The sequence below is a fragment of the Chryseobacterium sp. POE27 genome, assembly GCF_039727685.1.
Taxonomy (GTDB): Bacteria; Bacteroidota; Bacteroidia; order Flavobacteriales; family Weeksellaceae; genus Chryseobacterium.
This window is the reverse complement of the sequence record NZ_CP152475.1, coordinates 2548894-2568202: the sequence shown is the minus strand read 5'-3', so window position 1 is coordinate 2568202 and position 19309 is coordinate 2548894. Positions and strand designations below refer to the sequence as shown.

The 19309-nt window shown below is 36.6% G+C and carries 13 protein-coding genes and 3 pseudogenes; 11 read left to right on the top strand and 5 right to left on the bottom strand.

The genetic code is table 11. The annotated features are described in order from the left end of the window. Positions 1–107 precede the first annotated feature (107 nt). A pseudogene (locus AAHI02_RS12125) lies at positions 108–1465 on the top strand (acyl-CoA dehydrogenase family protein). Between the two features lie 90 nt (positions 1466–1555). On the opposite strand, the gene AAHI02_RS12120 reads toward AAHI02_RS12125, so the two are convergent. The 3 genes and pseudogenes from AAHI02_RS12120 to lon form a co-directional block, all read right to left on the bottom strand. After that, entirely contained in the window at positions 1556–1933 is a 378-nt protein-coding gene (locus tag AAHI02_RS12120; protein ID WP_346983465.1) for a DoxX family protein, read from the bottom strand. A 389-nt stretch (positions 1934–2322) separates the two neighbouring features. Beyond that, positions 2323–3435, bottom strand: coding sequence for an AI-2E family transporter (locus AAHI02_RS12115; RefSeq protein ID WP_346983464.1), 1113 nt, complete (start codon positions 3433–3435; stop codon positions 2323–2325). Positions 3436–3608: 173 nt separating this feature from the next. Further along, positions 3609–6015 (bottom strand): annotated as a pseudogene (gene lon, locus AAHI02_RS12110) (endopeptidase La). A gap of 261 nt (positions 6016–6276) precedes the next feature. Here lon and AAHI02_RS12105 point away from each other — a divergent pair. The 10 genes and pseudogenes from AAHI02_RS12105 to serS all read left to right on the top strand — a co-directional run bounded on the left by AAHI02_RS12105 (position 6277) and on the right by serS (position 17797). Next, positions 6277–8425, top strand: a pseudogene (locus AAHI02_RS12105) (peptidylprolyl isomerase). A 128-nt stretch (positions 8426–8553) separates the two neighbouring features. Next, positions 8554–9504, top strand: coding sequence for an MlaD family protein (locus AAHI02_RS12100; protein ID WP_346983463.1), 951 nt, complete (start codon positions 8554–8556; stop codon positions 9502–9504). Between the two features lie 10 nt (positions 9505–9514). Further along, positions 9515–10852: a 4Fe-4S dicluster domain-containing protein gene (locus AAHI02_RS12095; protein ID WP_346983462.1), complete on the top strand. Its 1338-nt coding sequence runs from the start codon at positions 9515–9517 to the stop codon at positions 10850–10852. 77 nt (positions 10853–10929) lie between these two features. After that, complete coding sequence (locus tag AAHI02_RS12090; RefSeq protein WP_346983461.1) at positions 10930–11715, top strand: (Fe-S)-binding protein; 786 nt, start codon at positions 10930–10932, stop codon at positions 11713–11715. 19 nt (positions 11716–11734) lie between these two features. Then, positions 11735–12541 carry a hypothetical protein gene (locus tag AAHI02_RS12085; protein WP_346983460.1) on the top strand — a complete coding sequence of 269 codons (807 nt, stop codon included), beginning with the start codon at positions 11735–11737 and terminating at the stop codon, positions 12539–12541. 359 nt (positions 12542–12900) lie between these two features. Continuing rightward, positions 12901–13389: a hypothetical protein gene (locus tag AAHI02_RS12080; protein ID WP_346983459.1), complete on the top strand. Its 489-nt coding sequence runs from the start codon at positions 12901–12903 to the stop codon at positions 13387–13389. A gap of 110 nt (positions 13390–13499) precedes the next feature. Continuing rightward, complete coding sequence (locus AAHI02_RS12075; RefSeq protein ID WP_346983458.1) at positions 13500–14630, top strand: glycosyltransferase; 1131 nt, start codon at positions 13500–13502, stop codon at positions 14628–14630. A gap of 1 nt (position 14631) precedes the next feature. Beyond that, positions 14632–15885 carry a polysaccharide biosynthesis C-terminal domain-containing protein gene (locus AAHI02_RS12070; RefSeq protein ID WP_346983457.1) on the top strand — a complete coding sequence of 418 codons (1254 nt, stop codon included), beginning with the start codon at positions 14632–14634 and terminating at the stop codon, positions 15883–15885. A gap of 73 nt (positions 15886–15958) precedes the next feature. Next, positions 15959–16462, top strand: coding sequence for a hypothetical protein (locus tag AAHI02_RS12065; RefSeq protein WP_346983456.1), 504 nt, complete (start codon positions 15959–15961; stop codon positions 16460–16462). 66 nt (positions 16463–16528) lie between these two features. Then, positions 16529–17797 carry a serine--tRNA ligase gene (gene serS / locus AAHI02_RS12060; RefSeq protein ID WP_346983455.1) on the top strand — a complete coding sequence of 423 codons (1269 nt, stop codon included), beginning with the start codon at positions 16529–16531 and terminating at the stop codon, positions 17795–17797. Positions 17798–18041: 244 nt separating this feature from the next. On the opposite strand, the gene AAHI02_RS12055 is transcribed toward serS, so the two are convergent. Beyond that, entirely contained in the window at positions 18042–18809 is a 768-nt protein-coding gene (locus tag AAHI02_RS12055; RefSeq protein WP_346983454.1) for a sulfite exporter TauE/SafE family protein, read from the bottom strand. Beyond that, complete coding sequence (locus AAHI02_RS12050; protein ID WP_346983453.1) at positions 18800–19252, bottom strand: FixH family protein; 453 nt, start codon at positions 19250–19252, stop codon at positions 18800–18802. The genes AAHI02_RS12055 and AAHI02_RS12050 overlap by 10 nt, the downstream gene beginning before the upstream one ends. Positions 19253–19309 lie beyond the last annotated feature (57 nt).

The following is a 19309-nucleotide window of genomic DNA, read 5'->3' as shown; positions in this document are numbered from 1 at the left end:
TAATAATTAAATGTCTTTAAATCAGGTATTTGTAAATTGATCTCTCTGTATTAATACCACGTCGGATTGATTTTTGCTGATGTTTTACAAATTAAATTTCAAATAATATGTCTAATACCTTTTCTAAAATCCGAAACGCTATAGAATTATTCAGATCCATTGATTTTGATCAGCTGAGTACTATTTCCCAAAAAGTAAATCTTCCCAAATTAATGGAGAACTTTTCTAAGCTGGATGATAAGCAATTGAAAGGCATGATGAAAATGCTTGATCCTGATAAAAAAAGAAAGATCTTCCGCCGATCGATGGAGATTTTTACGATATCTATCATACCTTAAGCCCGGAGCAAAGGGAAATTCAGCTTAAAGTAAGAGACTTCATGGAAAAAGAAGTGAAACCTCTGGTGAACCATTACTGGCTGAGAGACGAATTTCCGCATGAATTAATTCCTAAATTTCAGAAGCTGAATATTTGTGGTGTTACTTATGAAGGTTACGGTTGTCCGGGAATGCCTTTTTTGATGGAAGGTGTTTTGGCCATGGAAATGGCGAGGGTTGATGCTTCTATTGCGACTTTCTTTGGGGTGCAGTCCGGGCTTTCCATGGGCTCGATTTATATCTGCGGATCTGAAGAGCAAAAACAGAAATGGCTTCCTCAAATGCAAAAGTTTGAGAAAATCGGTGCATTTGGCTTAACGGAACCTGAAGTGGGTTCCGGAGCAGCAGGTGGATTAACGGTAACCTGTAAAAAAACTCCCAACGGATGGATTTTAAACGGACAAAAAAAATGGATCGGAAATGCGACATTTGCTGATATTATTATCATCTGGGCGAGAGATTTGGATGACGGAGAAGTGAAAGGTTTCATTGTTGAAAAAGATAATCCCGGTTATTCCGTGGAGAAAATTAAAGGAAAAATGGCTTTAAGAATTGTTCAGAACGGATTGATTACTTTAAAAGACTGCTTAATAACGGAAGAAAACCGTCTGCAAAATGCCAACTCATTTAAAGACACGGCAAAAGTTTTGAGAATGACGAGGGCCGGCGTTGCGTGGATGGCAACAGGTTGTGCAAGAGGTGCGTATGAAAGTGCATTAGACTATACCCGAAAAAGAGAACAGTTCGGGAAGCCGATTGCTTCTTTCCAGATGATTCAGGGGCATCTGGTGGAAATGCTGTCGAATTTAACGGCGATGCAGACGATGGTTTTCAGACTTTCAGAAATGCAGGATGAAGGAATTTTAAAAGATGAACATGCTTCTTTGGCTAAAGTTTTTTGTACCATGAGGACAAGGGATATTGTTTCCAGAGCCCGCGAAGTTATGGGCGGAAACGGAATTTTGCTGGAATATGATGTGGCGAGATTTGTTGCCGACGCCGAAGCGATTTATTCCTATGAAGGAACAAAAGAAATCAATTCACTGATTGTCGGAAGATCGATTACCGGTTTCAGTGCGTTTGTTTAATATCAATGGTCAATTGTGAATTTTGCTTCGCAAGTCGATTTTTAAAATTGACAAGCAAAGCGAATTGACAATTGACCATTCACATTTTTATCAGCTTACGAGATGCTTATATTTCTCTTTATTATCAACAATCATCCAGAGGTTGATAAGAAACATGACTCCAACAGTAGCCATCATACTTGTTGATTTATCCAAAGTAAACACATGTGCTACAATTCCTACCATGACAGGCAAAATAACAATGGCTCCCAATGCTCTTGTTTTTGGAAAGATAAAAAGTATGCCTCCAATTATTTCAACAATTCCTACAAGAGGCATTAGCCAGCCAATCTCGCCGAAGGCACTGAAGATTTTCATTTGCTCGGGAGTAGGCTTTTCCATTGGCATATAATTAAAAAACTTGTTTAATCCGGCATTAATAAACATTAAGCCAAAAAGAAGCGACAGAATAAATTTAACAGCTTTCATAAAAATTATTTTTTATTAAAGTTAAATAAAAATATAATCCGCTGATTCAAAATTAGATAAATTTAGCGGACTCTCTGTTTTGGGAAATATTTTTATTTTTTGTATCAATTGATTTTATATATTTGTTTAGATTACAATTAAAAAATTTACTATGAAAAATCTTCAAAAGTTAAGTCGTAAGAATTTAAAATCAATTAAAGGAGGTGATGATCCGAATATAGGATATTGCCCGGATTCGCAAACTTATATTCCTTGCGATCAGCTGTGTCCTAATAGGAGAAATCCACTTTGTGCACTTCCTGCTTAAAAAGAACAAAAGCCTTCATGAAATTTGAAGGCTTTCTTTATATTTTAAATGAAATTTAATTACTCACGATATAAATTGTTAATCAATCCATTTCCTTCAAAGTAATATTTTTAGAAATTTTGTAGGTTTTTTTCTTTTTATTGATTTTTTCTTCTTCGCCAAGTAATTTTCCCCAAGGTTTTAATCCTTCAACTCTTTCAAAAATAATTTTAATAATAGCAATGGCCGGAATACACAGAAACATACCTGCTATCCCCCAAAGATGTTCCCCAACCAGAATTCCGATAAAGGAAAACAAAGCGTTGATTTTCACTTTCGATCCTACTACAAAAGGAAGTATAATATTTCCGTCGATAGCATGTACAATCACATATCCTATTGCTACATAAATACATGTGGATGGAGTAGTGGTTGCAAAGGCAATGAAACATGAAATAAGAAGCGAAATAAAAACACCTATGTAAGGAATTACATTTAATAAACCGGTGAGAACGCCCAACAATATGGCGTATTTTACTCCCAGAATGGTAAGAAGTATAGTTGTAAGTACAGAAACAATAATAATCTGAAGACACAGGCCTATGATGTATCTTTTTGTCATTATTCTGACTTCTGAAACTACTTCCTGAACACTGCTTTTGTGCTTTTCGGTAAAAACATTGACGATGAAATTATTTAAAATTCTCCTGTAATTTAAAATAAATATAAAAAACAGGATGAAAAATGCCAAAAAACCTAACCCACTGGAGAAAATTCCGAAAGTAAATCCTAAGATAATTCCGGTAGAGGATAAGAGTTTCTTTAATCCCTCATCCAAATAGGTAAACTGCTCATCAATTTTTACATTGAATGTTTTAGAAACCCATCTTTGCAGATCATGAAAAACATTGGTTGCCTGTTCGGTAAGCTGGGGAATGTCTCTGCTAAAGCTGGAAATCTGGGAACCAAAGAAAAAAATGAGTCCTGTAATAACAATCAGCAAAATCATTACCGAGAAAATAGTAGAAAATGATCTGGGGAATTTTAATTTCTGTTCCAGAAAATTGGCAAGCGGCAAGAATATCATGGCCATAAGAAATGCCAGGAAAAAAGGTGCCAAAATGCTTTGTCCAAGAGCCAGAAGATATCCGATACCAATGATGGAAATTACAACCAGCGTAAGCTTTACAAGAAAAGGAAGTCGAAGAAAATTCATAATTTCAAAACTGTTGTATAAAAATAACAAAACCCTCCCGATTAGAAGAGTTTTATTGTGAATTATTTTGAGATCAGAAAATTCCATGCCACATCATGCTTTCGTTTGAGTTTACACAATAAAAAAACACATCCTAGTGTGAGATGTGTTTTTTTATTAAGAAAGTGAATATGTTATTTTTCCAGCGCTAGTTCCAGAACTTCATTCATCCAGTTTACATAATGAACTTTCAGATTTTTCAGATAATCTTTTTTGATTTCCTCTACATCCTTTCTGTTAGCTTCACAAAGAATGACTTCTTTTATTCCTGCTCTTGTTGCAGCAAGAAGTTTTTCTTTGATTCCGCCCACAGGAAGTACTTTTCCTCTCAGTGTGATTTCGCCGGTCATCGCAAGATGAGGTTTTACTTTTTTATTTTTAAACGAAGAAACCATTGATGTCAGCATGGCAATACCTGCAGACGGACCGTCTTTGGGAGTTGCCCCTTCAGGAACGTGAACGTGGATGTTTTTCTTTTCGATATCATCCTGCGAAATTCCCAGGACATCATGTTTTGCCTTAATGTATTCCAGTGCTATGGTTGCTGATTCTTTCATTACTGTTCCCAGATTTCCTGTCATGGTTAGTGCGCCTTTTCCGTTGCTGATAATACTTTCTATGAACAAAATATCTCCACCTACACTTGTCCAGGCAAGACCAGTGACTACTCCGGGAACATCTGTAAGTTCCGACAGGCTTTTAGGCCTTGGCACTCCCAGAATTTCATCTATTTTTTCAATAGAGATTTTTGAGTCATATTCTTTTACCAAAGCAGTTTGAAGGGCAACCCAGCGTGCAATAGCCGCGAGTCTTTTTTCTAAGGTCCTAACACCGCTTTCCGAGGTGTGTGCTTCAATAATGTGCTTAAGCTCATTATTTCCAAGCTTAAACGATTTAGAATCCAGTCCGTTTTCTTCCTGCTGTTTTTTTATTAAATGTCTTTTTGCGATTTCAATTTTTTCTTCCAGCGTATATCCTGCAATCTGAATGATTTCCATTCTGTCCAGCAAAGGCGTCTGAATGGTAGAAAGTGAATTTGCCGTTGCAATAAACATTACCTTCGACAAATCGTATCCCATTTCCAGGAAGTTGTCGTAAAAAGATTTATTTTGTTCAGGGTCAAGTACTTCTAAAAGCGCTGAGCTGGGATCGCCATGCATGCCTTTTCCTACTTTATCAATCTCATCAAGCACAATCACAGGATTAGAGGTCCCGGATTTTTTTAATAGATTGCAGAATTCTTCCTGCCATTGCTCCAATATAGGTTTTTCTATGGCCACGGATTTCACTTTCATCATGAAGCCCGCCCAAAGAAACGCGCACATATTTTCTTCCCAAAGCATCGGCAACGGATTTTCCAAGAGAGGTTTTACCGACTCCCGGAGGCCCTACCAAAAGAAGAATCGGAGATTTCATATTGTTTTTAAGCTTTAAAACAGCCATATGTTCCAGAATTCTCTTCTTGATATCTTCCAGTCCGAAATGGGCTTTATCTAAAATTTTCTGAGCCCTTTCGATGTCAAAAGTATCTTTTGTAAAAGTATCCCACGGAAGATCGGTGAAGAAATCCAGATAGTTTCTCTGAACATTATAATCCGGAGAATTGGGATTCTGACGTTGAAGTCTGCTGATCTCTTTCTGAAAGTGCTCTTCCACTTCTTCGCTCCATGATTTTTTTCTTGCTTTTACAACAAGCTCTTCAACATCGCTTTCAGGGCCGCCGCCAAGTTCTTCCTGAATGGTTCTGATTTGCTGGTTTAGAAAATATTCTCTCTGCTGCTTATCCAGGTCTTTTGAAGTTTTCTGATGAATTTGATTTCTCAATTCCAGCTTTCTGAAATCTTCATGCATCATTTCGTAGCACTTGTTTGCTCTTTCCATCAGGTTTTTTTCCTCAAGAAGTTTCTGCTTTTCGAGCGACGGAAAGTTTGAATTGGTACAGATGAAATTCAGCAGATCATCATTATTGTTGATGTTTTTAATAGCAAAATTTGCAGCGTTCGGAATGTTCGGATCTAGCTCAATAATTTTTAAAGCAAGATCTTTTACATTTTCAAGTAAGGCGTCATATTCTTCCTTGTTCTTCGGTTTTGAATCTTTTAATTTTGAAATTTCAGCTTTAAAATAAGGCTGCGTTGAAACAATTTTTTTTACCTTAAATCGGTGAAAACCTTTTGTAATTGCCGTAATATTACCTTCCGGGAGCTTAATGATTTTAATGATCTTCGCTAAAGTTCCTATCTGGTAAATATCTTTTTCGGAAGGTTGCTCCAGATCTGAATTTTTCTGGCTTATAATCCCTATAAAATCGCCGTTTTTCTGAGCTTCCTCAAGAAGCTGTATGGATGCCTTTCTTCCTGCAGTAATAGGAATGACAACATTGGGAAACATCACCATATTTCTTACCGGAAGTATAGGAAATATTTTTTGTCCGGAATTCTTCTCTGTTTCTGAAAGATCAGAAAGATTGATCTCTTCGGCTACAATATCAAATCCTTCGCTTATCATTTCTTCTAAACTTATATCTTCAAATTCTGTCATAGTAAATCGAATGACAAATTGTCATTGCCGTTTTAATTCGTTAACGTAAAATGCTGCAATATATGTTAAAAAGCATATTGCATACGATGTGAGTTTTTATGACACAAGAGCTATGCCATTTGTTTTTTACTAAAAAATACGGTCAAAATTTCCTTTTTTTACAAAAATTAAATTTTAAAAATTAAAATAAAGAACTAGGATTTCCGTAATTTCTTAAAAATGTGTATTTTCGCACACTGATAAAAAACTATAATTTATATAATGGCAATTTTAGGACAAATTAGGAGTAAGCCTTGGCTTTTGATGGGAGTAATTGCATTGGCGCTTTTGGCGTTCCTTGTAAACCCGGATAGTATCGATAAGGTTTTTGGTAAAAATCCTGATGTTTTAGGAAAAGTAAATGGTGAGAAAATTACCCGGGAAGAGTTTAACGATCAACTTTTCGTGCTACAGCAGCAGGCGGAACAACAGGGGCAGCCGAAAGCTGGTCTTGAAGAACAGGCCTGGCAGTTGTTGGTACAATCTAAATTGATCAAACAACAATTCGAAAAACTTGGCTTTGAAATGACGGAAGATTATTTCTGGAATCAACTTCAGTATGATCAGATGTTTGCTCAGCAGAAGCAATTTTTCGATGAAAAAGGTAATTTTAAGACCCAGGAGCTTAAAAAACAGATCGAAGACATGAAGGCTACATCGCCGGAAGGATACAACCAGTGGTTGAAAACCAGAAAATCAATCGAATACCGATTGATGGCGAGACAGGTGTTTGCTAATATTTCTACAGGGATCACAACAGGAAAGAAAGAAGCTGAAGAATTGATGAAGCAAAGAGATCAGCTGGCTGATATCGACTTCGTAAAAATTGATTATGCGACTTATCTTCAGAAAAACAACATTAAAGTTACCACTGAAGATCTGGCAAACTATATCAAGCAGCATCCTGTAATGTTTAAAGCTGAAGAAAGCAGAAATCTTGGAATTGTCTTTTTTTCCTTCTCAGCCAAGCGCTGCGGATGATGCGGCGGCACAGAAAGAAATCAATAAACTGTTTTCCGGAGGTACTGATGCGAGTGGAGGTACCGAGAATTTCCAGAATACTAAAAACGATTCTATGTTTGTAATGGCAAATTCTGATATGCCTTACAATCCTCAGTATATGAAGCCTAATCAATTGCCGCAGACTATTCAGGCGCAGATTCCTTCTGCTGCTATCGGGCAAACTTTTGGGCCTTACAAAGAACAGAACTTCTATGTAGTTTCTAAACTTTTAGATAAAAAGACTTCAGATTCTACATTATCAAGACATATCCTAATTGCTTTTAAAGGAAGCCCGGCAGGAGAAGGTGTTACAAGATCTAAAGAACAGGCTAAAAAACTTGCAGATTCTATCGGAGCTATTGTAAAAGCCAATCCTGGTAAATTTACAGAATTCCTTAAGCTTTCAAACGATCCAAATTCTGCGGCTCAGGGCGGAAGCTTAGGATGGACGACTCCTGAAACGCCTTTCGTTCCTGAATTCTTAACGTATTTAGCGAACAATCCTAAAGGTGCAACAGGTGTGGTAGAAACTCAGTTCGGATACCATATCATTAATATTGAGGATAAAAAACCAGGAGCAATGAGCTATAAAGTTGCTAACCTTGTAAAAGCAGTTAAGCCTTCAGATGCTACAGAAGCAGATACAGATAAAAAAGCAAGAAGATTTATTCAACAGATTCAGGGGAAATCTTTCAACGATTTCGTGAATATTGCTAAAAAAGGAAATTATCAATTCTCCAATCCAAAACAGGCAAAAAGATTTGACGGTCAGCTTCAAGGTCTAGGAACAGAGAAAGATGGTGAAATTCTGGCTTGGGCTTTTGATAAAAAGAGAGAAAAAGGAGATACTGAATTCTTTACCGTTGATGGAACCGGTGATAAAATTGTGGTTTACTTAAACGGTAAACAGGCAAAAGGTACCGCAGATCCTGAATCTGTAAGAGATCAGATTGAAATTGTCGTAAAAAACAAATTGGCGGCAAAACAGATTTCTGAGAAAATTGGTAAGGCAGGAAACCTTGATCAGATCGCAAAACAATTCGGGACAACCAAGCAATCTGCACAAGTTAATTTATTGAATCCTTCAGTAGCAGGCTCCATGGAACCTAAAGTAGCCGGAGCTGCATTTGGTGTAGCGAAAGGTAAAATCTCTAATCCTGTTGAAGGTGGAACCGGAGTTTATGTTTTGATTAAAAAGAATGAAACAACAAATAAACAACCTGGAGATCTTAAACAGTTCACAGAGTCTGTTACCCAGAGAAATGCAGGTATGTTCGGACAGGCTTGGTTAAAGAGCTTGCAGGATAATGCTGATATCGATGATTACAGAATTGAGATCTGGAACAAATTGGGTTCTCAGCAACAATAAAAAATTATTTTTCAAAAAGATAAAAAAGCGGCAAAGTTTTTGCCGTTTTTTTTGTGTTTAACGCAGAGCAATAGAGAAAAACATTAATTTAAATGTAGTATATTTGCTCATTAGAAAAAAATTAGCAAGTGAAGTTCAGTAAAGAATTAAAAGCTGGTGTGATCGCACTTCTAGCCATAGCTGGCTTTGTGGTGTTATTTCAATTTATGAAAGGCAGAAGCCTTTTTACTACCGATAATATATTTTATGCAAAATATGATAACGTGGAGGGGCTGGCTCAATCTGCACCTGTTTCAATCAACGGATTGAAAGTCGGGCAGGTTGACAAGATTATTCCGCATACCTCCAAAGATGGGAAAATTGATTTTCTTGTAAAAATTACGGTTGATAATAATTTTGAATTTTCTAAGAATTCTACCCTTGAAATTTTTGAACCGGGATTAATGTCCGGAAAAGAAATGAGAATCAACCTTATGTATGGTGGTGTTACTGCCAAGGATGGTGATACATTAAAGGGTGCCTTCAAATTGGGGACATTAGGAAGTCTTTCTTCTCAGGTAGGTCCTGTAAAAGATCAGCTGCAAACTGTTCTTTATAGAGTGGATTCTTTGATGTCTAATGCCAATCAGGTGGTTAATGCACAGAACAGAGAAGAAATCAGATTATTATTGGCTAATCTTAATAAAACGGTGGCTGCTTTACAGACTACTGCAGGTAGTGTGAACAGTCTTGTAGGACATAATGATCCTAAGCTTCAGAAGGTTTTGGATGATGCAAGTCTTACGATGCAAAGTGGAAAAGTTACTTTAGATAAATATGGAAATTTAGCGGAAAGTATCGATACCAAGAAGCTTAATGAGACCATTGCCAATCTTGATGAAACTGTTGGTAAGCTTAACAATGTTGTTGCCGGAATTAATAATGGAGAGGGTAGTTTAGGAAAGCTTATGAAAGATGAGCAGTTGTACAATAATCTTAATTCTGCATCCACAAATCTGAATTCTTTAATCGAGGACGTAAAAGCAAATCCTAAGAGATATGTAAATTTCTCGGTATTTGGGAAAAATAGTAAAGACTAATAAGTAATCCATGCAATATATCGCTCATATTATTTTTCTGATTTTATTAGTTGCTGGTTTTGGGCTGTTTGCAAAAAGTCTGCAAAAGATATACAGAAACATCAGATTAGGACGTGAAATAAAGCGCAACGACAGAAAAGGCGAACGTTGGGAAACCATGGCCAGAGTAGCAATGGGCCAAAGCAAAATGACAAAACGTCCTGTAGCAGGAATTTTACACCTTTTCGTATATGTTGGTTTTATCATCATTAATATAGAACTTATTGAAATTGTTGTTGACGGAATTTTCGGGACTCACAGATTCCTGGCAACCATATTTGGAAATACTCTTTATGGCTATTTTACGGCAACACTTGAAGTTCTTGCACTTTTAGTGGTTATCGGAGTAGTCGCTTTTTTCATCCGCAGAAATTTTTACGGTGTTAAAAGACTCAACATGAAAGAGCTTTTCGGTTGGCCGAAAGAAGATGCAAACTGGATTCTTATCATTGAATTCGCCTTAATGATGGCCTTCTTTACCATGAATTCGTCAGACTTTATTCTACAGACAAGAGGTTATGACCATTTTGCACAGCTTGGATCTTTTCCTGTAAGTCAGATGACTTTAGTTCCGTTATTTGAAGTTTTCAGCTTTGACAACGGATTTTTATTCGGAATAGAAAGAGCGGCCTGGTGGTTTCACTTTGTAGGAATTTTGTTCTTCATGAATTACCTCTATTATTCTAAGCATTTGCATATTATTTTAGCGTTTCCAAGTACGTGGTATGCAAATCTTGAAAAGAAAGGGAAATTCAATAATCTGGATTCTGTTACCAAAGAAATTAAATTAATGATGGATCCGAATGCAGATCCATACGCTGCTCCGGCTGAAGGTGAAGAAGCTCCTTCAAAATTTGGAGCGGAAGATATTTTTGATTTGAACCAGGTACAGCTGTTAAATGCTTATTCATGTACTGAATGCGGACGCTGTACAGCCGTTTGTCCGGCCAATATTACAGGTAAAAAATTATCTCCGAGATTGATTCTGATGAAAACCAGAGACCGTCTGGAAGAAGTTGGTCGAAACATCGATAAAAACGGAAAATTTGAAGATGACGGAAAAAAACTTCTGAATGATTATATCACAAAAGAAGAATTATGGGCCTGTACTACATGTAATGCATGTACAGAAGCTTGTCCGGTATTGCTTGATCCACTTTCTATTATTTTCGAAATGAGAAGATTCCTGGTAATGGAACAGTCTGCTGCACCACAGGAACTGAATCTGATGATGACCAATGTAGAAAACAATGCTGCCCCATGGCAGTACAATCAGGCTGACCGTCTGAACTGGGCAAAAGATAATTAATATAACAATGTAAAAATGTAACGATGTAACAATCATTGGTAAACTGTTACATTGATATATTGGTAAACTGAATTAAAATGGATTTCAACATAAAAACAATGGCAGAATATGCTGCCGAAGGAAAATCACCCGAAGTTCTGTTTTGGGTTGGTTGTGCGGGAAGTTTTGATGACCGTGCCAAAAAAATTACGAAAGCATTTTGCAAAATATTAAATAAAATTGGCGTTGAATTCGCTGTTTTAGGGCAGGAAGAAAGTTGTACCGGAGATCCTGCGAAACGGGCGGGAAATGAGTTTGTTTTCCAGATGATGGCTTTAACGAATATTGAAGTTCTTAATGCATATGAGGTGAAAAAAATTGTTACCGCCTGTCCGCATTGTTTCAATACACTCAAAAATGAATACCCCGGACTTGGTGGAAATTACGAGGTGATTCATCATACGCAGTTTCTGAGAAATTTAATGGAAGAAGGCAGACTGAAAATTGAAGGAGGTGCTTTCAGCGGTAAGAAAATTACCTTCCATGATCCATGTTATTTGGGAAGAGCAAATAATGAATACGAAGCACCAAGAGTTTTACTGGAAAAACTTGATGCAGAACTTGTCGAAATGAAGCGCTGCAAATCCAACGGACTTTGCTGCGGTGCCGGGGGCGCTCAGATGTTTAAAGAACCTGAAAAAGGAAATAAAGATATCAATATCGAGAGAACTGAAGAAGCTTTGTCTTTCGGGCCTAAAGTAATTGCTACCGGTTGTCCGTTCTGTAATACAATGATGACGGATGGCGTAAAGCATTTCAATAAAAACCATGAAGTTGAAGTAAAAGATATTGTGGAACTTTTGGCAGAAGCCGAAGATTTATAATCCAAATTTCAAGAATTCCATGAAGTCAAAATGGAAGATTTCCTTTTTCTTTATTGTAATCATTGTTGCTGCGCTTAGCTTCTGGAACTATAAAAACAGAGTCTACGATTGGGATATGCCGGGATATATCGGATGTTTATATACCTTAAAATTTCCCGATTCTCCGGATAAAATTCGCAGACTTACCTATACGGAAATAAAGAAAAAAGCTCCTGAATACGAGTTCAGAGATATTTTAGGAATACTAAAGCCTGCCGACAAAGCCCGACAGGCTTTTGCAAATAATACGCAAGCTTTTATCGAACAATTGCCTTATTTCCAGATCAAAGTTGGCTATAATCTGGCGATTTTACTTCTGTATGAGGTCGGCTTTTCCTCACCGGATTCTGTGACATTATTAAGTGTCTTTTCCTATTTTATTTCCGGGATCATGATCTTTTTTATATTAAAAATCATTTTTCCCGAAAACTATATTCTTGCTGTAATATTGACTGTAGGAGTACTGCTTTTACCACCAATGACGTATATGTCAAGAGTCGCGACGCCCGATATGTTCATTGTTCAGATTCTTTTGCTGTTCATTATCGGATTATTAAAAAAGTGGAATTCGTGGGTCATGTTTTCAGTTCTTTTTGCCATTACTTTCACAAGACCCGATTATATTCCTTTCACATTAACCTATCTTGCGGCAGCAGGGATTTACAGATATTTCCAAAACAAAAAGCCGGATTTTATTCTGATACTACAGGGAATTATTCTTGTTGTTGTTTATTTTATCATCATAAAACTTTTCCATTATCCTGGTTGGAAGCATCTTTTTTTATGATACTTTTATTCATCGGCGTTCATTTATTTCTGCTCCGGCACCAAATTTCGGTTTGAATGAATATCTTCATATCATCTACATAAAAATCATTTATTTTAAAAGGGTAACTGTTGTATCGGTAGGGCTTCTCTGTCTTACTTTTTATTGTTCAAAAGACTTATGGACAAGAATTTGCTCGGTTTTGATATTTGTAAATATTTATATTAAATTTTTCTTTTTTCCACATTCTTCCAGTCTCAGATTTTTCTTTCCTTATATCCTGATGCTCTTAATGATAGCTTTGTATGCACTGAGCAAAAAGTATAATGGTTTCAAACTCAGGAAAATTGCGTAATTTTGAACTTTAAAATGTATCAGAAATGAAGATCGAAGAATCAAATATAGTAGAGACAAACGATTACAGAGTTGTTATATATCCCGCATCAAGACCTTTTGAAACAAAGGAGGCAAAAGTAATTACCGAAAAACTTTTTGATTTTCTGGCGACTTGGGCTGCACACGGAAAGCCACTTTCATCATCCTTTAAAATTGAAAAAAATCAATTTATCATCATCTGTGTAGATGAAGAGAAAGAAATGGCTTCAGGTTGTAGTATTGATGCCTTGGGGAAAGTAATGAGGGAAATAGATGAAGAATATCAGCTCGGTCTTTTCGACAGAATGAAAGCCAGTTTTATTGAAAATGGAGAAGTAAAAACCCTGAAACTTATTGATTTTAAATCAAAAATAAAAAGCGGAGAAATTTCCAGAGATATTCAGGTTTTTGATTTTTCAAAAAATACATACCTGGAGTTTTTAGGAAATTTTCTATTACCTTTCGAAAGAAGCTGGGCTGCTGGGATTAAATAAAAGTTCAGCATAGAATCAATAAAATAAAAAGTGGAGTTTTCCACTTTTTTTTGCTTTAGTTATATTTGTTAAAAATTCTGAAATAAAATTCAGTTTAATATCGGATCAAAATGCCTAAAATTCTTTTTTTAACGACCGCACACCGACATGATGATGACAGGATTTTTTATCATCAGGCAAAGGCGTTAAAAAAAGAAGGGTATCAAATCAAAATAAGTAGTCTTTCGTCAGAATTTCAGGGAGCAGTTGACGGAATAGAAATAGAATCTTACGCCGTGCTTGAAAAAAGCATTGCAGAAAAAAGAAAAATTCTTGAGGTTATATGCGAGGGCTATATGCCGGATATTGTTATCTGTTCGGAACCCTTAGCTGTTATTTCAGCAAAGAAAATCAAAAGAAGGAAGAAACTAAGCATTATCTACGATATTACAGAATGGTATCCTTCGATGAGAATGGTTGAGCAATTTTCTTTTCCTCTCAATATTATCCATGCGGTAAAATTCTTTCTTATTCAGTTGTATGCAGGTTTTATAAGTACACATTATATTATTGGGGAAAATACCAAAAAATTTCCGCTGGCTTATTTTTTTCCGTTTAAAAAGTCTGTCATTTTACCTTATTATCCTGATGATATTTATATTCGCCAAAATATCAAAACATTAAAGCCCGGTGAAATAACACTTTGCTATACCGGTCAGTTTTCCGAAGAAAAAGGAATTGGTAATTTTTTTGGAGCAATAGACTATTTAAGAAAAAAAAGGCCTGAACTTAAGATATCAATTCTTTTGATTGGTGGCTCCCGAAAAGAAAAAGATGAAAAATATTTCTCTGGGCTACTCAGAAAGTATCAGTTTGAAAATGTCAGAATAGAAAAACCGACATCTTTTGAAACTTTTACTGAATCTTATGCAGATGTCGATATCTGTTTTGATCTCAGGATATTAAATTATGAAAATCATCACTGTCTTCCGATCAAAATATTTTATTATGCAGCTTCCGGAAAACCGGTAATTTATACTGATTTAAAAGCAACTCGACAACATGTCGATGTTTCACAATTTGGATTTCTTGTTGATCCTCAAGACTCGTACAGCATTTCAGATATGATTTTGAGATACATTGAAAATCCACAATTGTATTCTGAGCATGCACACAACGCAAGAAAAGAATATGAAACCAAGTACAACTGGAATGTGATCAGAAATTCTTTTCTAAACTTCGTACGAAAATCATTAGAATAACATGAAGCAAAACACAATTTTAAAAACTTTTGTTTCAAGATTTTTAATTCTGATATTAAATTTCGGACTGGTAATCTATTCTACCAACATGTGGGGAAGCGGTGGGAAAGGGGAAATATCGATTATTATTGCAGACCTTACAATCATCAGTTTTTTTGGGAATATTTTTGTGGGAAGCAGTATGAGCTATTTCGCAAAAAAATTCAAAATAGAGGAGATATTGCCTTTCGCATATATTTGGGCAATTCTTACGGGGGTTTTTATTCCTGTTCTTTTCAGTTTCAGCCACAATGCAGAATATTCTTATTACCTTATTTCGCTCTGCGTCATGTCTTCACTTCTGACCGCCAATATAAATCTGTTTGTCGGGCAGCAGAATATCAGAATGTTCAATTTATATACGATTCTACAGCAGGTTGTTCATATTTTATTTATTATAATCATTGTTTATGTCATTAAAATTACTTCCGTTAATGCTTATTTCATTGCTCAAATAAGCTGTTTTGCTTTGTTGTTTATCATCAGCACCGTTCAGGTTACCAGGCATGTGCATTTCAATACATTTTCCTTTCCTAAAAAAATTGGGAAACAACTGTTCAATTATGGTTGGAAAACACAGCTCAGCGCATTTCTGCAATTTCTGAACAACAGATTATCATTTTATTTCCTTGAATATTTTAAAGGAATAGTAAGTGTCGGTATCTTTTCCGTCGGAATTGCTTTTTCCGAAGCGATATGGACGGTAAGCCGCAGCCTTTCTGTCGTGCTTTATGCAGATGTGGTCAATAATACCAATTCCAACGATGCTATTGAAAAAACGAAGATCTCGCTGCGTATCGGCTTTCTGATTACTTTATTATTTATTCTCATCATGTTGCTCATTCCTGCGGATCTGTATGCTTTTATTTTTGGAAAAGATTTTAGCCAGACCAAAGAAATTGTTCTGTTTCTTTCTCCCGGAATACTGGCTATTGCCGTAAGCAATATCATCGGATATTATTTTGCAGGAATCAATAAACTAAGAATATTAAATGTAAAATCACTGATAGGGCTTATTTTCACCGTGGTTTCTTCATTTTATATCATACCGAAATGGGGAATTCGGGGAGCTTGTATGGTGAGCTCTATTTCCTATTGCCTGTCATCAGGATTGCTGTTCTGGCGATTCTATCAGATCACAGAATTTCGCGTTCAGGATTTTATTCTTTCAAGAGCCGAAATTAATCTTTTATGGAAAAAAGTTCTGAGAAAATAATGTGTTAAATAATCCTGAATCTCAAGAATAAATCAGAACAAAAATTAAAAATAAGTTTTTATCTTTGCTGGACATGAAGAATATTTTTTTCGGACTTTTGGTTGTTTTTTTTGCCTTTCTGAGCTGCAGTACAGGTGATGATGAGTTGCAGAGAGTTGACCAGATCTTAAATATTTATATGAAAAACAAAGCAGGGCGAGATCTTTTCCATCAAAAGAAAGACCTCACCTATTTTACCTATTCATTTAATGATGTAAACGGAGTGGCAGATCTTGCGCCCGTAAGCAGCACTTTGAAAGCAACCACAGACTCTACACTTTTCATAGAATATATTGCCGGGGCAAAAAGGATTGGCATTGATACCTTAAACCCTGATAATAAAATCTATCGTTCCCAAATCACTGTTGCCCTGATCAAAAGGCTGAATAATACCATTCTGGATACCATCACCGAAGATCTGAAAATCGATTATCGTATGACTCCTTCGGTATTTGAAGTCTCGAAAGTGTATTATAACGATACTTTAAGATTCTCAAAACAGGAGGGTTCCCCGAATGTAGTTACAATCGTAAAATAATTTATACATTTGCAAAACTGTTGACATTCTGATGTTCAACATTCTAATAACTAACATCTAAATAAAATGTTACAAGTCAATTTTTTGCGCGACAACAAAGAGCGCGTTTTAGAAGGTCTTAAAAAAAGACAATTCAGGAATCTTGAGTTGGTAGACGAGGCTATTGCTACTGACGACGAAAGAAAAAGAATTCAGTTTGAGCTGGATTCCCAACTTTCTGAAATTAACAGAATCTCCAAGGAAATTGGGATTTTAATGAAAGATGGAAAAAGAGAAGAAGCCGAATTATCAAAATCTAAAACAGCGCAATACAAATCGTCCAGTAAAGAATTGGAGCAGGAATTGGATAATGTTGAACTGGATTTAATGAATATTTTATACCAGATTCCCAACATTCCGAATGAGCTGGTTAAAAATGGAGCCACTGCGGATGATAATGAAATTATTTATCAGTCTCATGATGTAAAAGGCCTTGGTGAGGGCGCAATTCCACATTGGGAGCTTGCAAAAAAATATAATATCATTGATTTTGAACTTGGAGTGAAAATAGCCGGTGCCGGTTTCCCTGTTTATCTTGGAAAAGGTGCAAGATTGCAGCGTGCTTTGGTTCAATATTTCCTGGATAAAAATGTTGAAAAAGGGTATTTGGAAGTTAATCCTCCACATGTTATCAATGAAGCTTCCGGTTACGGAACAGGGCAGTTGCCTGATAAGGAAGGACAGATGTATTATATCGAAGAAGATGATTTATATTTAATTCCTACTGCAGAAGTTCCGGTGACGAATTTATACCGCGATGTTCTTTTTAACGAAAAAGATTTACCGATCAAAAATACGGCTTTCTCACAATGCTATAGAAGGGAAGCCGGAAGCTACGGTGCCCACGTAAGAGGATTGAACCGCCTTCATCAGTTTGAAAAAGTGGAGATTGTAAGAATTGAGAAACCTGAAAATTCTTATGCGGTTTTAGAAGAAATGGTAGACCACATCAAAGAAATTCTTACTGATCTTGAATTGCCTTACAGAGTCTTGAGACTTTGCGGCGGTGATACCGGTTTTGCTTCTGCAATGACCTATGATTTTGAAGTATGGAGTGCGGCTCAGGAGATGTGGCTGGAGGTAAGCTCAGTTTCCAATTTTGAAACGTTCCAGGCTAACCGATTGAAATGCCGTTACAAAACAGACGGAAAATCTCAATTGGTTCATACGTTGAACGGTTCTGCGATGGCTTTGCCAAGAATAATGGCGGCTTTGCTTGAGAACAATCAGACCGAAGAAGGGATCAGGCTTCCAAAGAAGATCGCTGAATATGCGAGATTTGATGTGATCAATTAACAATTTAATTTTACATAAAAGACCACCGGAATATTCCGGTGGTTTTTCTTCATTAGAGTTTCCGGAAAGTTTCTTACGAGGGTGCAACAAGGTTTCCTGCTTTCCGGAAAGTTCGCCGCAGGTTGCAGGAGACTTTCCGGAAATATTCACTTAGCTTTAATGATAATGCATAGATTGTTAAAATGACAACCCCTTCGAATGATTGTTAGAAGGGGTTGATATGATTTAAAAGTTACTTTAAAATTTAATGACAGTTTGTATTGGTGTGATTGTGCGTACTGTGATCTCCCGATAAGTGGCAATCACCCTTATTGTCTTTGGATATTGTCATCGCTTCTGCTCTTGGAGAAATATAGGGAATTCCTAATTCTAAACCTCTTACGATAAACAGACCTCCTAAAATAATCATCACTACAGGAATCACTTTTAAAACTTTCACCCTGAAGGCCTGGCTCATAAGATTGCCAACCAAAACTACTGCAAACATGAAGGGTAGCGTTCCCAAACCGAACAGCGCCATATATAAAGCTCCCTGCCATATTCCACCGCTGACAAGGCTTGCCGTTAAAGCCATATATACCATGCCACAGGGTAAAAACCCGTTCAGCAGGCCGGTAGTGAATCGTGAGCGGTAATCTGCCTTCTGAAGCAACCTTCCCAAATTTGATTTAACCTTAAATAAAAATCGTGAAAAGAACGGTACTTTCGAAGCGAAATCTTTACCTCCGAAAGAAAATATAGCCATAATAATCAGAAGTATTCCCACCGCAATCGTAAGGTATTTCTGAATTCCTGCCATCTCAAAGCCTTCACCAATAATTCCCAGGATAGCTCCTAAAATAGAGTAGGTGAAAATTCTTCCGAACTGGTAAGTAAGATTCTGCAGGTAATAATTGGTCGCCTGTTTTTTGGTCAGTCCCATCGACAGGGCAATTGGTCCGCACATTCCGACACAGTGAAAGCCGGAAGCAAACCCCAACCCGATGGCCGATATTATCAGTGCTATTTCCATATCACATCATAATCCATTCGATAGTCTGTTTTGTCTTTGGTCCAGTTTAATCTTAATGTATAATTTCCCACCTTTAGTACCTGACCGGGAATTAAAAAAGATTTGCTGGCATCAAGCTGTACAGATTTGCGTATATCTAAATTCTGATCGTCGGTTCTGTTTAAAACAAATTTTACCGTTGTATTGGAATTGTCATAATCTTTCGGGAAAGTAATTTTAATCCCGGATTTATCCTGACTGTAAACCGGTTTTTCCTGCAGCTCATCGGCTCTTTTCTTGGCATCGATAACGTCCTGATACTTCAGCTCCTCTTCATAATAATTATCAGTTACCATTTCAGAATTCTTCTGCCCGTTCGGGAAGAGAAACAACATGGATAGAATAAAGATCATGAAAGCTGCTAATGCGATTACAACACCGTGCCCCCAACTGAATTTTTTCATTTCTCGGAATTATATATGGTTTAAGAAACCTCAATCACATGGGATTTTTCCTGATCG

Coding starts and splice junctions, on each gene's coding strand:
- AAHI02_RS12095 (WP_346983462.1), top strand. CDS start 9,515: ATGCAATATATCGCTCATATTATTTTTCTGATTTTATTAGTTGCTGGT.
- AAHI02_RS12075 (WP_346983458.1), top strand. CDS start 13,500: ATGCCTAAAATTCTTTTTTTAACGACCGCACACCGACATGATGATGAC.
- serS (WP_346983455.1), top strand. CDS start 16,529: ATGTTACAAGTCAATTTTTTGCGCGACAACAAAGAGCGCGTTTTAGAA.
- AAHI02_RS12070 (WP_346983457.1), top strand. CDS start 14,632: ATGAAGCAAAACACAATTTTAAAAACTTTTGTTTCAAGATTTTTAATT.
- AAHI02_RS12080 (WP_346983459.1), top strand. CDS start 12,901: ATGAAGATCGAAGAATCAAATATAGTAGAGACAAACGATTACAGAGTT.
- AAHI02_RS12085 (WP_346983460.1), top strand. CDS start 11,735: ATGAAGTCAAAATGGAAGATTTCCTTTTTCTTTATTGTAATCATTGTT.
- AAHI02_RS12090 (WP_346983461.1), top strand. CDS start 10,930: ATGGATTTCAACATAAAAACAATGGCAGAATATGCTGCCGAAGGAAAA.
- AAHI02_RS12055 (WP_346983454.1), bottom strand. CDS start 18,809: ATGGAAATAGCACTGATAATATCGGCCATCGGGTTGGGGTTTGCTTCC.
- AAHI02_RS12050 (WP_346983453.1), bottom strand. CDS start 19,252: ATGAAAAAATTCAGTTGGGGGCACGGTGTTGTAATCGCATTAGCAGCT.
- AAHI02_RS12120 (WP_346983465.1), bottom strand. CDS start 1,933: ATGAAAGCTGTTAAATTTATTCTGTCGCTTCTTTTTGGCTTAATGTTT.
- AAHI02_RS12115 (WP_346983464.1), bottom strand. CDS start 3,435: ATGAATTTTCTTCGACTTCCTTTTCTTGTAAAGCTTACGCTGGTTGTA.
- AAHI02_RS12065 (WP_346983456.1), top strand. CDS start 15,959: ATGAAGAATATTTTTTTCGGACTTTTGGTTGTTTTTTTTGCCTTTCTG.